The sequence below is a fragment of the Pseudomonas sp. A34-9 genome, assembly GCF_029543085.1.
Taxonomy (GTDB): Bacteria; Pseudomonadota; Gammaproteobacteria; order Pseudomonadales; family Pseudomonadaceae; genus Aquipseudomonas.
The window spans coordinates 2805943-2822736 of record NZ_CP119967.1 but is presented as its reverse complement, the minus strand read 5'-3'; the positions used below and the strand labels follow the sequence as shown (position 1 = coordinate 2822736).

Below are 16794 nucleotides of genomic sequence, written 5' to 3'. Positions count from 1 at the left end.
ATTAATACAAAGAGACAGGCCCCGTAAACCGGGGCCTGTGGCTTATTGTCGCACTAGAAACTTGAGGTCGCTCGGCGCGTCCATCGGCAGTTTCTGCACGGTTTTGCCGAGCAGACCGGTCTTGCCATCGCGTTCAACGACGACAATCTGGTTGCTCTTCTGGTTGGCAATCAGCAGGAATTTGCCGCTCGGATCGAGGCTGAATTCGCGCGGGTGATCACCTTCCACCGAACGTTTTTGCAGTTCTTTGAGCTGACCGGTTGCCGGATCAATCGCGAACACCACCAGTTGATTGGCGGTGCCACGGTTGCTGACGTAGAGGAACTTGCCATCCGCCGAGGCGTGCAGCGCGGCGCCGGCCTTGTCCGAAGTTGGCTGGCCGGCCGCCAGATCGACCAGTTGCGTCTGGGTCAGCACGCCGTCGTTGTAGTCGAACACCGCAACCTGCGCGCTCATTTCCATGGTCAGCCAAGCGTGTTTGCCATCGGCGCTGAACAGCAAATGACGTGGGCCGCTGCCGGCAGGTAACGCCACAGAAGCTGTTTTCGCCGGGGTCAGCGGCAGCTCCGGGTTGGCTTTCGGGTCGAATTGGTAGATGAAGACTTTGTCCGCACCGAGGTCGTTGGAGAACACATAGCGTCCGTCCGGCGAAGAGACCGTCGAGTGCACGTGGTTCGACGCCTGGCGCTCGGGATTGACCCGGCTGGCCGGGTGCGCGCTCATCTGCACGACGGGTTTGAGCTTGCCGTCAGCACCGACCGGCAAAACCGCCAGCGTTCCGCCCGGATCTTCCACCACCGAATAATTGCTGACGAACAGGTGGCTGGCGTCAGCGCTGAGGCTTGAATGAGTTGGCTCGTTGCCCAGGCTCTGCACTTGATTGATCAAGGTCAGGGCGTGGGTTTTCGGATCAATCGAATAGCTGCTGACGCGACCGACCGGGTCTTTCTGGCCAGGGCCGTTTTCATTGACCACGAACAGGCGATGCTGGTCTTTGGACAGGGTCAGCCATGACGGGTTTTCGCTCTTGACCACTTGCAGCGGCTTGGCGGCGATCTGGCCGGTGGCACTGTCGAAATTCATTCGATAAATGCCTTGGCTGGTGCCGGCGGTGTAGGAGCCGACCAGCAATTGGAAGTTCTCGGCAGAGGCCGTGGACAGCCCCATGGCGCCGACGCTGCCGGCCATCAGCAGCGGCCAGAATTTACGCATTTTCATCAGATTCTTCCTCATCATCGCTGCTGCTGACTACGTCGCCGAGGCAGACCAGGCGATGTTCGCCGGTGGTCTTGGTGTCGCTGGCATAGCCAATGACCAGCCAGCTCTGCAGGTCTTCATCAAACGTTGCGGCTTCGACCTGCGCGGGGGTGAACTCCCAATGCTTGGCCGCTCGACCGTCGATGCATTCGATGTGCAGGTTGTCGTCTTCGTCGAGGGCGAATTCGAAGGCATGCAGGCCGTCGATTTCGACCATGCCGCAGTGTTCGAGGGCGTTGAGAAGGGTTTGGGCAGTCATGGCAAACAGTCTTTCTAGGGGGGAAAGGGCCAATGATAGCTCAAAGCCCCGCTCTTGATCGTTCCCACGCTCCGCGTGGGAATGCCTCGAGGGACGCTCCGCGTTCCAGCTCAAGACCGGGAGGCAGAGCGTCCCGGACTGCATTCCCACGCAGAGCGTGGGAACGATCATGTGGTGTGGATTAAAGGGCGTCGCGCGACGGCTTGCCGTCGACCAGACGCTGGATGCGCAGCGGGTTGGCGTTTTTCAGCGGCTCCGGCAGCAAGCTGTCCGGGTAGTTCTGGAAGCACACCGGGCGCAGGAAGCGGTCGATCGCCAAGGTGCCAACCGAGGTGCCACGGGCATCGGACGTCGCCGGATACGGCCCGCCGTGCACCATCGAATCACAGACCTCGACACCGGTCGGATAACCGTTGAGCAGGATCCGCCCGACCTTCTGCTCAAGCAGCGGCGTCAGCTCTGCGAAGCGCTCGAAGTCCGCCAGTTCACCAATAATCGTTGCGGTGAGTTGCCCGTGCAAACCGTGCAACGCAGCGCTCAGTTGCGCCTTGTCCGCCACTTCGACAATCACCGTGGTCGGGCCGAACACTTCTTCCTGCAGCACTTCATCGCCATCGATCAACAAGCGTGCATCAGCCTTGAACAACTGCGGCTGCGCCTGATTGCCCTGCTGTGGATTGCCCGCCAGATGCTCGATGCCGGGATGCGCCAACAGCTTCTGCAAGCCTTTGCCGTAGCTGCCAAGCGTGCCGGCGTTTAGCATGGTTTGTGCCGGTTGATCGCCGATCAAACCAGCGACTTGCTGGACGAACGCGCTGAACTGCGGCGAACGGATGCCGATGACCAGACCAGGATTGGTACAGAACTGGCCGCAGCCCTGCACTACCGAAGCGGTCAGGTCACGAGCAACCGTTTCCGAACGCTCGGCAAGCGCCTGCGGCAGAACGATCACCGGGTTGATGCTCGACATCTCGGCGAACACCGGAATCGGTTGCGGGCGCGCAGCGGCCATGTCACACAGTGCCCGACCGCCCTTGAGCGAACCGGTGAAACCGACTGCCTGAATCGCCGGGTGCTTGACCAGCCACTCGCCGACGCCACCGCCATAGATCATGTTGAACACGCCGGCCGGCATCGCGGTTTTTTCTGCGGCGCGGATTACCGCATCAGCCACCAACTCAGCCGTGGCCATGTGCCCGCTGTGAGCCTTGAACACCACCGGGCAACCGGCGGCCAGTGCCGAAGCGGTGTCACCGCCGGCCGTGGAAAACGCCAGTGGAAAGTTGCTTGCGCCAAACACCGCTACCGGGCCGAGGCCGATGCGGTATTGACGCAGATCCGGACGCGGCAATGGCTGGCGATCCGGCAGTGGCAAATCGATGCGCGCACCGTAGAAATCGCCACGACGCAGCACTTTGGCGAACAGACGCATTTGCCCGCTGGTGCGTCCACGCTCGCCTTGAATACGTCCGGCCGGCAATGCCGTTTCGCGGCAGACCACAGCGACGAAGTCATCACCGAGCGCGTCCAGTTCATCGGCAATTGCGTCGAGGAACTGTGCGCGGCGCTCGGCGCTGAGGCTGCGATACGCCGGGTACGCGGCAGCGGCGGCTTTGGCGGCGGCGTCGACTTCTTCCATCGTGGCCTGGATGAAATCGTGCGGCAGTTGCTCGCCCGTCGTTGCGTCGACCGATAGCAGTTTGACGTTGCCAGCGGCGCTGCGCTGACCACCGATGTAGTTGTGACCGAGAATCTGAGTCATGGGATCTCCTTAAAGGGTGCCGATGCTGTCCGGTTCGTAAGCCGCTGGAACCGGGACGATGCCGTTGACCAGTGGCGCGCCGAATTCGGCCTGGCTGATTTCAAAGACGTCACCCGGCTGGGTGCGGATGCCATCAGCGAACGACAGCGTCGCGGTGCCGAAGAAGTGAATGTGCACGTCACCGGGACGCAGGAACTGACTGTATTTAAAGTGGTGGTATTCGAGGTTGGCGAGGCTGTGGCACATGTTCGCCTCGCCGCTGAGAAACTCGTTCTGCCAGAGCACTTCGCCGTCACGCAGGATGCGACTGGTGCCGGCCAGATGTTGAGGCAGTTCGCCGGTACGAAGTTCCGGGCCATAGCTGCAACTGCGCAGTTTCGAGTGCGCGAGGTACAGGTAGTTCTTGCGCTCCATGACGTGGTCGGAGAACTCGTTGCCCACCGCGAAACCGAGGCGATAAGGCTTGCCGTCGTTGCCGATGATGTAGAGGCCGGCCATTTCCGGTTCTTCACCGGCGTCTTCGGCAAACGGCGGCACCGGGAACGGCTGGCCCGGACGCACGACGATGCTGCCATCGCCTTTGTAGAACCATTCCGGTTGCACACCGGCCTGCCCCGCCGCCGGTTTACCGCCCTCCACGCCCCATTTGAAGATGCGCATGGTATCGGTCATGGTCGCTTCGTCGCCGACTTGTTGGTGCATTTTGTCCCGCGCCGAGGCACTGCCAAGATGCGTCAGGCCAGTACCGCTGATCAGCATGTGCGCCGGGTCCGGATGGTCGAGGGGCGGCAGCACGCGCAGTTGTGAGAGCAGCTCGGCGTAGTCGTGGCTGATGCCGAGGCCGAGGATTTGCACTTGTTGCTCGAGGGTGTTGCCGGCCTCGATGGCGGCCAGCGCCAGATCACGCGTGCTGCGGGCGTCCTGCACTTCGCGCACCAGACCGTTGTCGACCACGCCGACGCGGCGTTCGCGGTTGCTTAATTCGAATTGAACCAGATGCATGATTTTCTCCTGTGTTATTCGAAACACTGCAGCTCCCTGTAGGAGTGAGCCTGCTCGCGATAGCGGTGTGTCAGTTAACATCTTTTTGACTGATACACCGCTATCGCGAGCAGGCTCACTCCTAAAGGGGGCCGGTGTTGGTCAGTTCAGGTGCGGGTAGCGCCGCGTGCGCTGGCGGCGAACTGGTCGACTGGCAGCACGTGTTTGCGTTCCAGCACGCGGTAGACGACACCAGTCAGGATCAAGCCGAACACCATCACTCCAGAGAGGAAATACAACCCCGAAGCCAGATTGCCGGTGTACTCCTTCAACGCCCCGATCACGAAAGGCCCGATGTACCCGCCCAGATTCCCTACCGAGTTGATCAGTGCAATCCCCGCCGCCGCACTCGCGCCGGCGAAGAACCGTCCCGGCAGGGTCCAGAACACCGCCGTGCAGGAAAACAGCGCGAACGCCACCAGACACAGCGCCGCCAGTTGCGCGACCGGCAGCGACAGCCAGGCACTGAGGAACAGGCCAATCGCACCCAGCACGTAAAGCACGGCGAGATGCCCGTAGCGATCATTCAATCGATCAGAACTGCGCGGCACGATCAGCAAGCCGATGATCCCGAAGATGTACGGCACCGACGACACAAAACCGGTGACCAGATCGCTGCCACCAAACTGTTTGATCAACGTCGGCAGCCACAGGCCCAAGCCATAAATGCTCAGCGTCACCGGCAGATAGAACAGTGCGAGCAGCAACACGCGTTTGTCTTTCAGCGCATGCAGCGGATTGCCGTGACGGGTCTGGCTGTATTCCTGCAAATCCTTTTTCAGCTCGCCGGTCAGCCAGTCCTTCTCGGCCTGAGCCAGCCATTTCACTTGCTGCGGGCCATCCGGCAACCAGCGCAACACCGGCCAGGTCAACAGGATCGCCGGGGTGCCGATGACGATGAACAGCCACTGCCAGCCATGCAGACCCAGCACGCCGTCCATGCCGAGCAAACCGCCGGACACCGGGCCGGTGATCATCATCGCGATCGGTTGCGAGAGGATGAACAGCCCGAGGATCTTGCCGCGATGGCGCACCGGGAACCATTGGGTGATGTAGTAGAGAACGCCAGGAAAGAACCCCGCCTCGGCCGCGCCGAGCAGAAAGCGCATCACGTAGAAACTGTGCGGGCCCTGAACGAAGGCCATGCCGATGGTGATCGCGCCCCAGGTAATCATGATTCGCGCGAACCAGCGCCGCGCGCCAAAGCGTTCGAGCATCAGGTTGCTGGGGATTTCGAAAAGAAAGTAACCAATGAAGAACAGCCCGGCGCCGAGGCCGTAGGCGGCGTCGCCGATGCCGATGTCGGCGCCCATGTGCAGCTTGGCGAAGCCGACGGCGGAGCGATCCACATAGGCGATCAGGTACAGCAGGATCAGGAAGGGAATCAGTTTCAGCGTAATGCGCCGTATCAGCCGCAGTTCCTGGCTCATGAGATCGGTCTCCGATTGTTGTTTTTATAGAACCTCGGGGGACGCCTCTCACGGAAAACCGCCAGGGCCATCCCTCCATCGAAAACGACTATATAGTAATACTAATTAACCAACAACACTTCCAAACATTGGTTTTTGAGCTTATGTTAGGCCGTAACTGGAACACTATAGTCATACAATAAGAGAATCGATCATGTCTGATAAGAAACCCACCCTGCGCTCCGCCCAATGGTTTGGCACGGCCGACAAGAACGGCTTCATGTACCGCAGCTGGATGAAGAATCAGGGCATCGCCGACCACCAGTTCCACGGCAAGCCGATCATCGGCATCTGCAACACCTGGTCGGAATTGACCCCGTGCAACGCGCACTTCCGCCAGATCGCGGAGCACGTCAAACGCGGGGTGATCGAGGCCGGTGGCTTTCCAGTGGAATTCCCGGTGTTTTCCAACGGCGAATCGAACCTGCGTCCTACCGCCATGCTCACCCGCAACCTGGCGAGCATGGACGTTGAAGAAGCGATTCGCGGCAACCCGATTGACGGCGTGGTGCTGCTGACCGGTTGCGACAAAACCACCCCGGCGCTGCTGATGGGCGCGGCCAGTTGCGACGTGCCGGCCATCGTCGTCACCGGCGGGCCGATGCTCAATGGCAAGCACAAGGGCAAGGACATCGGTTCCGGCACCGTGGTCTGGCAGCTCAGCGAACAGGTCAAGGCTGGCACCATCACCATTGACGATTTCCTTGCGGCCGAGGGCGGCATGTCGCGTTCGGCGGGCACCTGCAACACCATGGGCACCGCATCGACGATGGCTTGCATGGCGGAAGCACTGGGCACTTCGCTGCCGCACAACGCGGCGATTCCGGCGGTGGATGCGCGGCGTTATGTGTTGGCGCACATGTCCGGCATGCGGGCGGTGGAGATGGTGCGCGAAGATTTGAAACTGTCGAAGATTCTGACTAAAGAAGCCTTCGAGAACGCTATTCGTGTGAACGCCGCCATCGGCGGTTCGACCAACGCCGTGATCCACTTGAAGGCGATTGCCGGGCGCATCGGCGTCGAGCTGGATCTGGACGACTGGACGCGCATCGGGCGCGGCATGCCGACCATCGTCGACCTGCAACCGTCCGGGCGTTTCCTGATGGAAGAGTTCTATTACGCCGGTGGCTTGCCAGCGGTGCTGCGCCGCCTCGGTGAAGCGAATCTGATCCCCAACCCGAATGCATTGACGGTCAACGGCAAGTCCATCGGCGAGAACACCAAGGACGCGCCGATCTACGGCGAAGACGAAGTGATCCGCACCCTCGACAATCCGATTCGCGCCGACGGAGGGATCTGTGTGTTGCGCGGTAACCTGGCACCGCTCGGTGCGGTGCTCAAGCCGTCCGCTGCGACGCCGGAACTGATGCAGCACCGTGGCCGCGCGGTGGTGTTCGAGAACTTCGACATGTACAAGGCGCGGATCAACGATCCGGAGCTGGACGTCGATAAAGATTCGATTTTGGTGATGAAGAACTGCGGGCCGAAGGGTTACCCGGGCATGGCCGAAGTCGGCAACATGGGTTTGCCGGCCAAGCTGTTGGCGCAGGGTGTGACCGACATGGTGCGCATTTCTGATGCGCGGATGAGCGGCACCGCGTATGGCACGGTGGTTTTGCACGTGGCGCCGGAAGCGGCGGCCGGCGGGCCTCTGGCGACGGCGCAGGAAGGCGACTGGATCGAGCTGGATTGCGCCACCGGGCGCTTGCATCTGGATATTCCGGATGCCGAACTGGCAGCGCGCATGGCCGATCTGCAACCACCGCAGCAGTTGCTGGTGGGCGGCTACCGTCAGCTGTACATCGATCACGTGTTGCAAGCAGATCAGGGTTGCGACTTTGATTTCCTGGTGGGTTGCCGTGGCGCGGAAGTCCCCCGTCATTCCCATTAAGATCAAAAGATCGCAGCCTGCGGCAGCTCCTACATTGGAATGCATTCCCCTGTGGGAGCGAGCCTGCTCGCGAAGAGGGAGTGTCAGTCAATATACAGTTGCCTGACCCACCGCTTTCGCGAGCAGGCTCGCTCCCACATTTGGCTTGTGTATCTGCCTCAAGATTGTGCCGTGCCTGCTATGATGCGCGGCATCTCCATCGCTCAGGATCGCGCCGTTCCCCATGGATTACCGCAAACCCTCCGACCGTAAAAGCATGCACTCGCGCATCGTCCAGGAACTGGGCATGCAGATCGTCTCCGGACGCTTTTTGCCCGACGACAAACTGCCCGCCGAAGCCTTGCTCTGCGAGGAGTACGCGGTCAGTCGGCCGGTATTGCGCGAAGCCACGCGGGTGCTGGTGGCCAAGGGGTTGGTGTATTCAAAACCGCGTGTCGGCACGGTGGTCAAGGCGCGCCGCGAGTGGCACATGCTCGACCCGGACGTGCTGCACTGGCTGATGCAAAGCAGCCCGCAGAATGAATTCTTCAATGTGCTGACCAGTGTGCGCAGCATTATCGAACCCGCCGCTGCTGCCCTCGCCGCTCAACATGCAACCGATGCCGACATCGCCGCCATCGGTGAGGCGTATCAGCGCATGGAAGCGGCGCCGACACCGGAAGCGCTGTTGCAGCCGGATCTGGATTTTCATAGCCGGATTGCCGATGCGACGCATAATGATTTGCTGGCGAATCTGTGCAACATGTTGTCGGTGGCGATTGCCGAGGCGTTGAAGCATTCGAATCAGCGGCCGAATCTGCATGAGTTGGCGTTGCCTCGGCATAAGGCGATTCTTACCGCTATCGAGAATCGTGATGCGCTTGGGGCTCGGCATGCGACGCTCGTACAGCTGGACGATGCGCGGAGTGCGCTGAGTGTTGTGCTTGGGGCTGAGCTTTCTTAAGGCTTGAGATCTTCTGCCCTCACCCTAGCCCTCCCGAAACGTCGGACCGCCCAGAGGTAGAGGGGACCGATTGGGGGATATTCGAGAGTTACGCCGACTTGAACGATCTGCTGTGAATCCATAATCGACTCGGTATTTCAGGTCGATGGATCAAGCCGCACACTTCGGTCGGTTCCCTCTCCCTACGGGCGGTCCGACGTTTCGGGAGGGCTAGGGTGAGGGGCTGTTGATCTTTAGCCACAAAAAAAGCCGCAACCCTAAGGTTGCGGCTTTGTCGTTTCAGCCTTTCAGATCAGTGCGCAAACAGCGAATTGCCCTTCTGCCCCGCCAGCTTCTCCGGTTTGATCAGGAACCTGGCCAGTGCCGGCAGCAGCCACAGCGCACCGAACATGTTCCACAGCAACATGAAGGTCAGCATCAGGCCCATGTCGGCCTGGAACTTGATCGCCGAGAAAATCCAGGTACACACCCCAATCGCCAGACACAGACCGGTAAACAGCACCGCCTTACCGGTGGATTTCAGCGTCTGGTAATAGGCTTCCTGCAACGGAAGGCCGGCACGCAGGAAACTCTCCAGACGGCTATAGATGTAGATGCCGTAGTCGACACCGATCCCCACACCCAGCGCCACCACCGGCAGCGTCGCGACTTTCACACCGATGCCCATGAACGCCATCAGCGCGTTGCCGAGTACCGAGGTCAGTACCAGCGGCAGGACGATGCACAAGGTCGCCGCCCACGAACGGAAGGTGATCATGCACATCACCGCCACGCAGATGTACACCAGAATCAGGATGGTCAGCTCAGCCTGTTTGATGACTTCGTTGGTGGCCGCTTCGATCCCGGCGTTACCGGCCGCGAGGATGAATTCCAGACCGTCCTTGTTGTTGTCCTTGGCGAATTCCTGCACCGCGTGCACCGCACGATCAAGGGTTTCAGCCTTGTGATCGTTGAGGAACACCAGCACCGGCGCCAGCGAGCAACTGTTGTTGTACAGACCGTCAGCGCGGGCAATCGAGTTGTTCAGCACGTCCGGATTGCGTGACAGGGTTTCCCATTTCAGGTTGCCCTCGTTCATCCCCTTGATCATTTGCTTGGACACGGTCACCAGCGAGATCGCAGACTGCACGCCCTCGGTGTTCTGCATCTTCCACATCAGTTCATCGATCGGCGCCATGGCCTCAAAGCGTGAACAGCCTTCAGCCTTGGTCTTGACCATCACCACCAGCACATCGGAGCTGGTCGAGTAGTTGTTGATGATGAAGTTGTTGTCCTTGTTGTAACGCGAGTCCGGACGCAGTTCCGGCGCGCCCTGGTCGAGGTCGCCGATTTTCAGGTTCTGGCTGTACCAGAGGCCGCCACCGAAGGCGATCAGCGCCAGCACCACCGAGATGCGTGCGACTTTCGGGTTGGCAAAGTTCGACAGCAGACGCCAGAACGGGTGTTCGCGGTTTGCGTCTTTCTTGCTCTTGGCAATCGCGCGTTTACTGATACCGACATAGGAAATCGCCACCGGCAGCAGAATCAGGTTGGTGAACACGATCACCGCCACGCCGATGGACGCGCCGATGGCCAGTTCACGGATCACGCCGATGTCGATGATCAACAGCGTGATGAAACCCACCGCGTCCGCGAGAATCGCGATCATCCCCGGCAGGAACAATTGCCGGAAGGTGCGGCGCGCTGCGGTCAGTGCGTTATCGGCCTCGCTGGATTGCAGGGCGATACCGTTGATCTTCTGCACGCCGTGGGAAATGCCGATGGCGAAGATCAGGAACGGCACCAGCATCGAATACGGATCGAGCCCGAAGCCGAAAAAGTGCATCAGACCGAGCTGCCAGACCACCGCCACCAGCGTCGTGCTCAACACCGCAATGGTGCTGCGTACGCAGTTGGTGAACCACAGCAGCAGGATCAGGGTGATGACGAACGCGATGCCGAAGAACAGCACCACCATCACCAGACCGTCGATCAGGTCGCCGACCTTCTTGGCGAAACCGACGATGTGGATTTTGACATTGGGGTTCTGCGCTTCGAACTTGTTGCGGATCTTGTCTTCGAGTTCATGGGAGAACTTGCGATAGTCCAGTGCAAGCAACTTGCCCTGGTCTTCCGGATCCGGATAGGACTCCAGCAGCGGGATGTCGACGATGCTCGATTTGAAGTCATTGGCCACCAGACGCCCGACCTGCCCGGACTTGAGCACGTTGTTGCGTAGCAGATCGAGGCTGTCCTGCGAGCCGTTGTAGCTCTGCGGGATCACTTCACCGCCGGCAAAACCCTCTTCGGTCACTTCGGTCCAGCGCACGCTCGGACTCCACAGCGACTTCAGGCCGGAGCGGTCAACGCCGGAGATGTAGAACACTTCATCGTTGATCTGACGCAGGGTCTCCATGTACTCCTTGGAGAAGATGTCGCCGTCCTTGGCCTCCACCGAAATGCGCACGGTGTTGCCCAGGTTCGCCAGATCGTTGCGGTGCTCCATCATCTTCTCGATGAACGGATGCTTGAGCGGGATCATTTTTTCGAAACTGGTCGACGGCCGGATCAACGTCGCCTGCCAGAACAGGAAAATGCTCACCACCAGGCAGATGAGGATCACTGCCGGGCGGTTGTTGAAGATCAGGCGCTCAAGAAATGTCGCCTTGTCCTGCTGAGGAGTGATCAAGGAAGTCATAGCCCCGCCTTCTTATTATTGATCTCGGCACCGTTTGGCAGCGTGGTGTGAACGCCACCCTGCCCGCTCAGAATCAGGTTGCCGTCGCCAGCCGCAGTGACCGATGACAGCGAGATGCGGTCCGGACGGTTGAACACGCTGAAGGTTTCGCCGTTGTCACTGCTGCTGATCACCGAACCGCCGTTGCCGACGATCACGATCGAGCCGTCTTCGAGCAAGGTTGCGCCGGACAGGCCGAACTCCAGCGATCCGCGCGCAGCTTTCAGTTCGACCTGCTCCCAGGTGCTGCCGAAATCCGTGGAGCGATAAAGGTTGCCGCGCAGGCCGTAAGCCAGCAGGGTCTGCGGTTGCGCCGTGCCGATCACGCCGAACAGCGAGCCTTCGTACGGGCCTTCGAGTTTTTCCCAGGTCTGGCCCCAGTCGGCGGAGCGGAACATGCTGCCCGACTCGCCGACGATGAACAGCCCGGCGTCTTTCACCGCGGCGATGGCGTTGAGGTGGAATTGATCTTCGTTGTCGAGGCGGTCGCTGACGTCTTGCCAGTTCTTGCCGCCGTCGGTGGTTTCCAGCAGCGCACCGTACGCGCCGACGGCGAGGCCGCTGTTGACGTCCTTGAACCAGACGTCGAGCAGTGGCGATTCGCGTTTGAGGTCTTCGAATTGCTTGGTCCAGGTCAGACCGCCGTCTGCGCTGGCGAGGATTTGCGCGTCATGACCGACCGCCCAGCCGTGCTTGTCGTCGACAAAGTACACCGCGGTCAGCAGTTGCCGGCTCGGCACCTTGGCCTGGGTCCAGGTTTTGCCTTGGTCATCGGAGTAGAGAATGTGCCCGCGATCCCCGACCGCGACCAAACGCGCACCGGCGTGGACGACATCAAGAATCAGGCTTTTCGTGGCTTTGGCGGATTCGGTGGCGTAGACCACGTCGGCTGGCGCCTCGGCGGCATTCACCGGGGCCGATAACGTGGCAAAGCCCAGCAGAGAGAGTGCTGTGGCCAGCAACGCGGTGTTGCGTAACGCCGGCGGGCGGCAACGACTCATAGACCTTCCCCTATTTATTATTGTTAGGCCATTGGGCCTTCAAGGGCGCCGCAAGTGTGCTCCGTTGATGGCTGCTCAGGAGCATAGTCCTGAAACCCGCAATCCAGAGCCACTTCGGAAGCTGGCTCATCCTATCGGGCTTTCGAAACGTCTGACAATCGGCGCCACGTTATCTTTTGTTAACCGCGAGCGGAGCTCTACTAACGCTGATTTCCATTGTGGGAGCGAGCCTGCTCGCGAATGCGGTGCACCAGTCACCCTGTTTATTGGCTGACCCACCGCTTTCGCGAGCAGGCTCGCTCCCACAGGGTTAGCGGTGATCTCAGGATTTGTGGTGACGGGTGAATGCATCGCCATTCGCCGGATGGATGCGACAAAACTCGTGAGGGGGACTTGCACGATCGGTATTATGGTATACCATCAGACGCACAGACACTCTCAATCCCCCTACGGAGCAGCTCATGAGTTTCGAAATTCGCAAGATCGTCAGCTATGTCGAAGAAACCTTCATCGAAGGCGGCAAAGCCACTGACAAGCCGGTGACCATGGTCGGCCTCGCCGTGGTGATGAAGAACCCTTGGGTGGGCAACGGTTTCGTTGAAGACCTCAAGCCGCAGATCCGCGCCAATTGCTCCGACCTCGGTGCCCTGATGGTTGAGCGTCTGGTCGGCATCATCGGCGGTGCCGAGAAGATCGAGGCCTACGGCAAAGCGGCCGTGGTCGGCGCTGACGGCGAGATCGAACACGCCTCTGCGGTGATCCACACCCTGCGCTTCGGCAACCACTACCGCGAAGCCGTCAACGCCAAGAGCTACCTGAGCTTCACCAACAAGCGCGGTGGCCCGGGCACCTCGATTCAGATACCGATGATGCACAAGGACGACGAAGGCCAGCGTTCGCACTACATCACCCTGGAAATGCAGATCGAAGACGCGCCGCGTGCCGACGAAATTGTCGTGGTGCTGGGTTGCGCCGACGGTGGTCGCCTGCACCCGCGCATCGGCAACCGCTACATCGATCTGGAAGAACTGGCCGCCGAAAAAGCCCAGTAACCCCAATAAAAAGGCATTGCAGGAGCGCTCCATGATTCGGCTCACCGCTGAACTCACCCCGGCTGGCACCAGTTACCTGGCGACCGGCCAAGGCCAGCCCGTGGTCTTGATCCACGGCGTGGGCCTGAACAAAGAAATGTGGGGCGGCCAGATAGTCGGCCTGTCCAGCCAATACCGGGTCATCGCCTACGACATGCTCGGTCATGGCGCCAGCCCGCGACCGGCCAGCGGTACCGCCCTGCTCGGTTACGCCGATCAGTTGTTGGAGCTGCTCGATCATCTGAATCTGCCGCAGGCAGCGGTGATCGGTTTCTCCATGGGCGGTCTGGTCGCGCGGGCCTTTGCCCTGCATTACCCGGAGCGCCTGCAAAGCCTGGTGGTGTTGAACAGCGTGTTCAACCGCAGCGAAGAACAGCGTGCCGGCGTTATCGCCCGCACCGCGCAAGCCGCTGAACATGGCCCGGACGCCAACGCCGAAGCTGCGTTGTCACGCTGGTTCAGCCGCGAATATCAGGCGGCCAATCCGGCGCAGATCGCGGCGATCCGCCAGACCCTGGCCGGCAATGATCCGCAAGGCTACCTGACCACCTACGAATTGTTCGCCACCCAAGACATGTACCGCGTTGACGACCTGGGCAGCATTCAGGCGCCGACGCTGATCGCCACTGGCGAGCTCGATCCGGGTTCGACCCCGGAAATGGCCGAGCAACTGGCCCGGCGCATCCCCGGTGCGACGGTTGTCGTGCTGCCCGAACAACGGCATATGATGCCGGTAGAGTCACCGCGACTGGTCAACCAGACGCTGCTGGAATTTCTGCAATTCGCACACTCCCGACAAAACCAGATAAAGGGGATCGTTGCATGACACTCGCACGCTTCCAGATGTGCATCGGCGGAGAATGGGTCGACGCCCTCTCCGGCAAGACCTTCGAAAGCCTCAACCCGGCCACGGCACAAGCCTGGGCCGAGCTGCCTGACGCTGATGAGGCTGACGTCGAACGCGCCGTGCAATCGGCACAGACTGCTTTCGACAGCCCGGCATGGCGTGGTCTGACCGCCACCGCGCGCGGCAAATTGCTGCGCCGCCTCGGTGACTTGATCGCCGAAAATAAAGAACAACTGGCGCAGCTGGAAAGCCGTGACAACGGCAAGCTGATCCGCGAGACCCGTGGGCAAGTCAGTTATCTGCCAGAGTTTTTCCACTACACCGCAGGCTTGGCCGACAAGCTTGAAGGCGGCACCCTGCCGCTGGATAAGCCGGATCTGTTCGCCTACACCGTGCATGAAGCGATGGGCGTGGTCGCGGCGATCATTCCGTGGAACAGCCCGCTGTACCTGACCGCGATCAAACTCGCCCCGGCTCTCGCCGCCGGCAACACGATTGTGATCAAGCCGTCCGAACACGCTTCGGCAACGATTCTTGAGCTCGCGCGTCTGGCCCTCGAAGCCGGGATTCCGCCGGGCGTGGTCAACGTCGTTACCGGTTATGGCCCGAGCACCGGCGCCGCCCTCACCCGCCATCCGCTGATCCGCAAAATTGCCTTCACTGGCGGCGCGGCGACGGCGAGGCATGTGGTGCGCAGCAGTGCGGAAAACTTCGCCAAGCTGTCGCTGGAACTGGGCGGCAAGTCGCCGAACATTATCTTCGCCGACGCCGATCTGGACAGCGCGATTAACGGTGCGATTGCCGGGATCTACGCCGCGTCCGGGCAGAGCTGCGTGTCCGGTTCGCGCCTGTTGGTGCAGGACGAGATCTACGACGAATTCGTCAATCGGCTGGTCCAGCGCGCCCAGCGCATTCGTATCGGCAACCCGCAGGAAGACAACAGTGAGATGGGCCCGATGGCCACCGCGCAGCAACTGGCGGTGGTCGAAGGTCTGGTCGCTGATGCCATCGCTGAAGGCGCGCGTTTGCGTACCGGCGGCAAGCGTCCGACCGATCTCGGCGACGGCTGGTTCTACGAGCCGACGCTGTTCGAATGCGACCGCAATTCGATGAAGATCATGCAGGAAGAAGTCTTCGGCCCGGTGGCTTCGGTGATTCGCTTTAAAGATGAAGCCGAAGCGCTGGCCATCGCCAACGACTCGCAGTTCGGCCTTGCGGCCGGCATCTGGACGCGCGATCTCGGTCGCGCTCATCGCCTCGCGCGCGATGTGCGCTCGGGGATTATCTGGGTCAACACTTACCGCGCGGTGTCGGCGATGGCACCGATCGGCGGCTTCAAGAACAGTGGCTATGGACGCGAAAGCGGCATCGATTCGGTGCTGGCCTACACCGAACTGAAAACGGTGTGGATCAACCTCTCTCAGGCACCGATGCCTGATCCGTTTGTGATGCGCTAGGAGTCCTGCGAAATGATCGAACCCGGCATTTACAAAGACGTCATGAGCTCGTTCCCGTCCGGCGTCACGGTGGTCACCACCCTTGACCCGGACGGCGGCATCGTCGGCATCACCGCCAGCGCCTTCAGTGCGCTGTCGATTGACCCGGCGCTGGTGCTGTTCTGCCCAAACTATGCTTCCGACACCTACCCGGTGTTGCGCGACAGCAAGAAGTTCGCGATCCACTTGCTGTCCGCCGACCAGACAGCTGAGGCCTATGCGTTTGCCGGTAAAGGCAAGGACAAGGCCAAGGACATCGAGTGGCATTTGAGCGAACTCGGTAACCCGATTCTGGCCAAGGCCACGGCGATCATCGAATGCGAGCTGTGGCGGGAGTACGACGGCGGTGACCACGCGATTATTGTGGGCGCAGTGAAAAACCTGATCCTGCCAGCGCAACCGGTGACGCCGATGATTTACCACAAGGGCAAGCTCGGGCCGTTGCCGACCCTGGCCTGACGGATTTACACAAATCCCCTGTAGGAGCTGCCGCAGGCTGCGATCTTTTGACGTTGATTTTCAAGAGCAAGATCAAAAGATCGCAGCCTTCGGCAGCTCCTACATAAGGGATCTGTGGTGACAGGAGGATTTATGAGTAACGAGAAGTATGAAACGGGTCTGAAAATCCGCACTCAGGTATTGGGCGAAGCCTACGTGCAGCGTTCGATCGACAACGCCGACGACTTCACCCGCCCCTTGCAGGAAATGGTCACCGAATACTGCTGGGGCCATGTCTGGGACCGTGAGGGTTTGTCGCTCAAGGAGCGCAGCATGATCAACCTGGCGATGATCTCGGCGCTCAACCGCCCGCACGAACTCAAGCTGCATGTGCGTGGCGCCTTGCGTAACGGCCTGAGTCGTGAGCAAATACGCGAAATTCTGCTTCAGGTCGGCATTTATTGCGGCGTTCCGGCAGCCGTGGACAGTTTCCGGCTGGCCCGTGAAGCCTTTGCCGAAGCCGACGCCGAAGCCTCAGTTAACCCCTCGGCTGTTTAGATGCCCGTCTGGCATGGACAGCCAA

General features: G+C 60.5%; 14 protein-coding genes. 7 read left to right on the top strand and 7 right to left on the bottom strand.

Annotated elements, in window-relative coordinates; genetic code table 11:
* Positions 1–42 precede the first annotated feature (42 nt).
* From P3G59_RS12710 to P3G59_RS12690, 5 genes are all read right to left on the bottom strand, one after another.
* The gene (locus P3G59_RS12710; RefSeq protein ID WP_277761818.1) at positions 43–1218 is read right to left on the bottom strand and encodes a lactonase family protein; all 1176 of its coding nucleotides are present in this window, start codon (positions 1216–1218) and stop codon (positions 43–45) included.
* Complete coding sequence (locus tag P3G59_RS12705; protein WP_277761817.1) at positions 1205–1516, bottom strand: DUF5629 family protein; 312 nt, start codon at positions 1514–1516, stop codon at positions 1205–1207. Before P3G59_RS12705 ends, P3G59_RS12710 begins: the two co-directional genes overlap by 14 nt.
* 181 nt (positions 1517–1697) lie before the next feature.
* Entirely contained in the window at positions 1698–3278 is a 1581-nt protein-coding gene (locus P3G59_RS12700; RefSeq protein WP_277761816.1) for an aldehyde dehydrogenase (NADP(+)), read from the bottom strand.
* 9 nt (positions 3279–3287) lie between these two features.
* Complete coding sequence (gene araD1 / locus P3G59_RS12695) at positions 3288–4280, bottom strand: AraD1 family protein (protein ID WP_277761815.1); 993 nt, start codon at positions 4278–4280, stop codon at positions 3288–3290.
* Positions 4281–4426: 146 nt separating this feature from the next.
* Positions 4427–5749, bottom strand: coding sequence for an MFS transporter (locus P3G59_RS12690; RefSeq protein ID WP_277761814.1), 1323 nt, complete (start codon positions 5747–5749; stop codon positions 4427–4429).
* 193 nt (positions 5750–5942) lie between these two features.
* Between P3G59_RS12690 and P3G59_RS12685 the strand changes: the two genes are divergently transcribed.
* Both P3G59_RS12685 and P3G59_RS12680 read left to right on the top strand, forming a co-directional pair.
* A complete protein-coding gene (locus tag P3G59_RS12685) occupies positions 5943–7679 on the top strand; it encodes an IlvD/Edd family dehydratase (protein WP_277761813.1) in 1737 nt (578 codons plus the stop codon).
* A 223-nt stretch (positions 7680–7902) separates the two neighbouring features.
* The gene (locus tag P3G59_RS12680; RefSeq protein ID WP_277761812.1) at positions 7903–8622 is read left to right on the top strand and encodes a FadR/GntR family transcriptional regulator; all 720 of its coding nucleotides are present in this window, start codon (positions 7903–7905) and stop codon (positions 8620–8622) included.
* Positions 8623–8914: 292 nt separating this feature from the next.
* Here the strand turns inward: P3G59_RS12680 and P3G59_RS12675 are convergent, their stop codons facing one another.
* Both P3G59_RS12675 and P3G59_RS12670 read right to left on the bottom strand, forming a co-directional pair.
* A complete protein-coding gene (locus P3G59_RS12675; protein WP_277761811.1) occupies positions 8915–11299 on the bottom strand; it encodes an RND family transporter in 2385 nt (794 codons plus the stop codon).
* On the bottom strand, positions 11296–12339 hold the full coding sequence (locus P3G59_RS12670) for a YCF48-related protein (RefSeq protein WP_277761810.1): 1044 nt from the start codon (positions 12337–12339) through the stop codon (positions 11296–11298). Before P3G59_RS12670 ends, P3G59_RS12675 begins: the two co-directional genes overlap by 4 nt.
* A 461-nt stretch (positions 12340–12800) precedes the next feature.
* Between P3G59_RS12670 and P3G59_RS12665 the strand changes: the two genes are divergently transcribed.
* From P3G59_RS12665 to P3G59_RS12645, 5 genes are all read left to right on the top strand, one after another.
* On the top strand, positions 12801–13391 hold the full coding sequence (locus P3G59_RS12665; protein WP_007917992.1) for an amino acid synthesis family protein: 591 nt from the start codon (positions 12801–12803) through the stop codon (positions 13389–13391).
* Between the two features lie 31 nt (positions 13392–13422).
* Positions 13423–14256, top strand: coding sequence for an alpha/beta fold hydrolase (locus tag P3G59_RS12660; protein WP_277761809.1), 834 nt, complete (start codon positions 13423–13425; stop codon positions 14254–14256).
* Positions 14253–15734 (top strand): aldehyde dehydrogenase, encoded by a 1482-nt coding sequence (locus P3G59_RS12655; RefSeq protein WP_277761808.1) that lies wholly within the window; start codon positions 14253–14255, stop codon positions 15732–15734. Before P3G59_RS12660 ends, P3G59_RS12655 begins: the two co-directional genes overlap by 4 nt.
* A gap of 12 nt (positions 15735–15746) precedes the next feature.
* Positions 15747–16232, top strand: coding sequence for a flavin reductase family protein (locus P3G59_RS12650; RefSeq protein ID WP_007917997.1), 486 nt, complete (start codon positions 15747–15749; stop codon positions 16230–16232).
* A gap of 132 nt (positions 16233–16364) precedes the next feature.
* Complete coding sequence (locus P3G59_RS12645; RefSeq protein ID WP_277761807.1) at positions 16365–16769, top strand: carboxymuconolactone decarboxylase family protein; 405 nt, start codon at positions 16365–16367, stop codon at positions 16767–16769.
* Positions 16770–16794 lie beyond the last annotated feature (25 nt).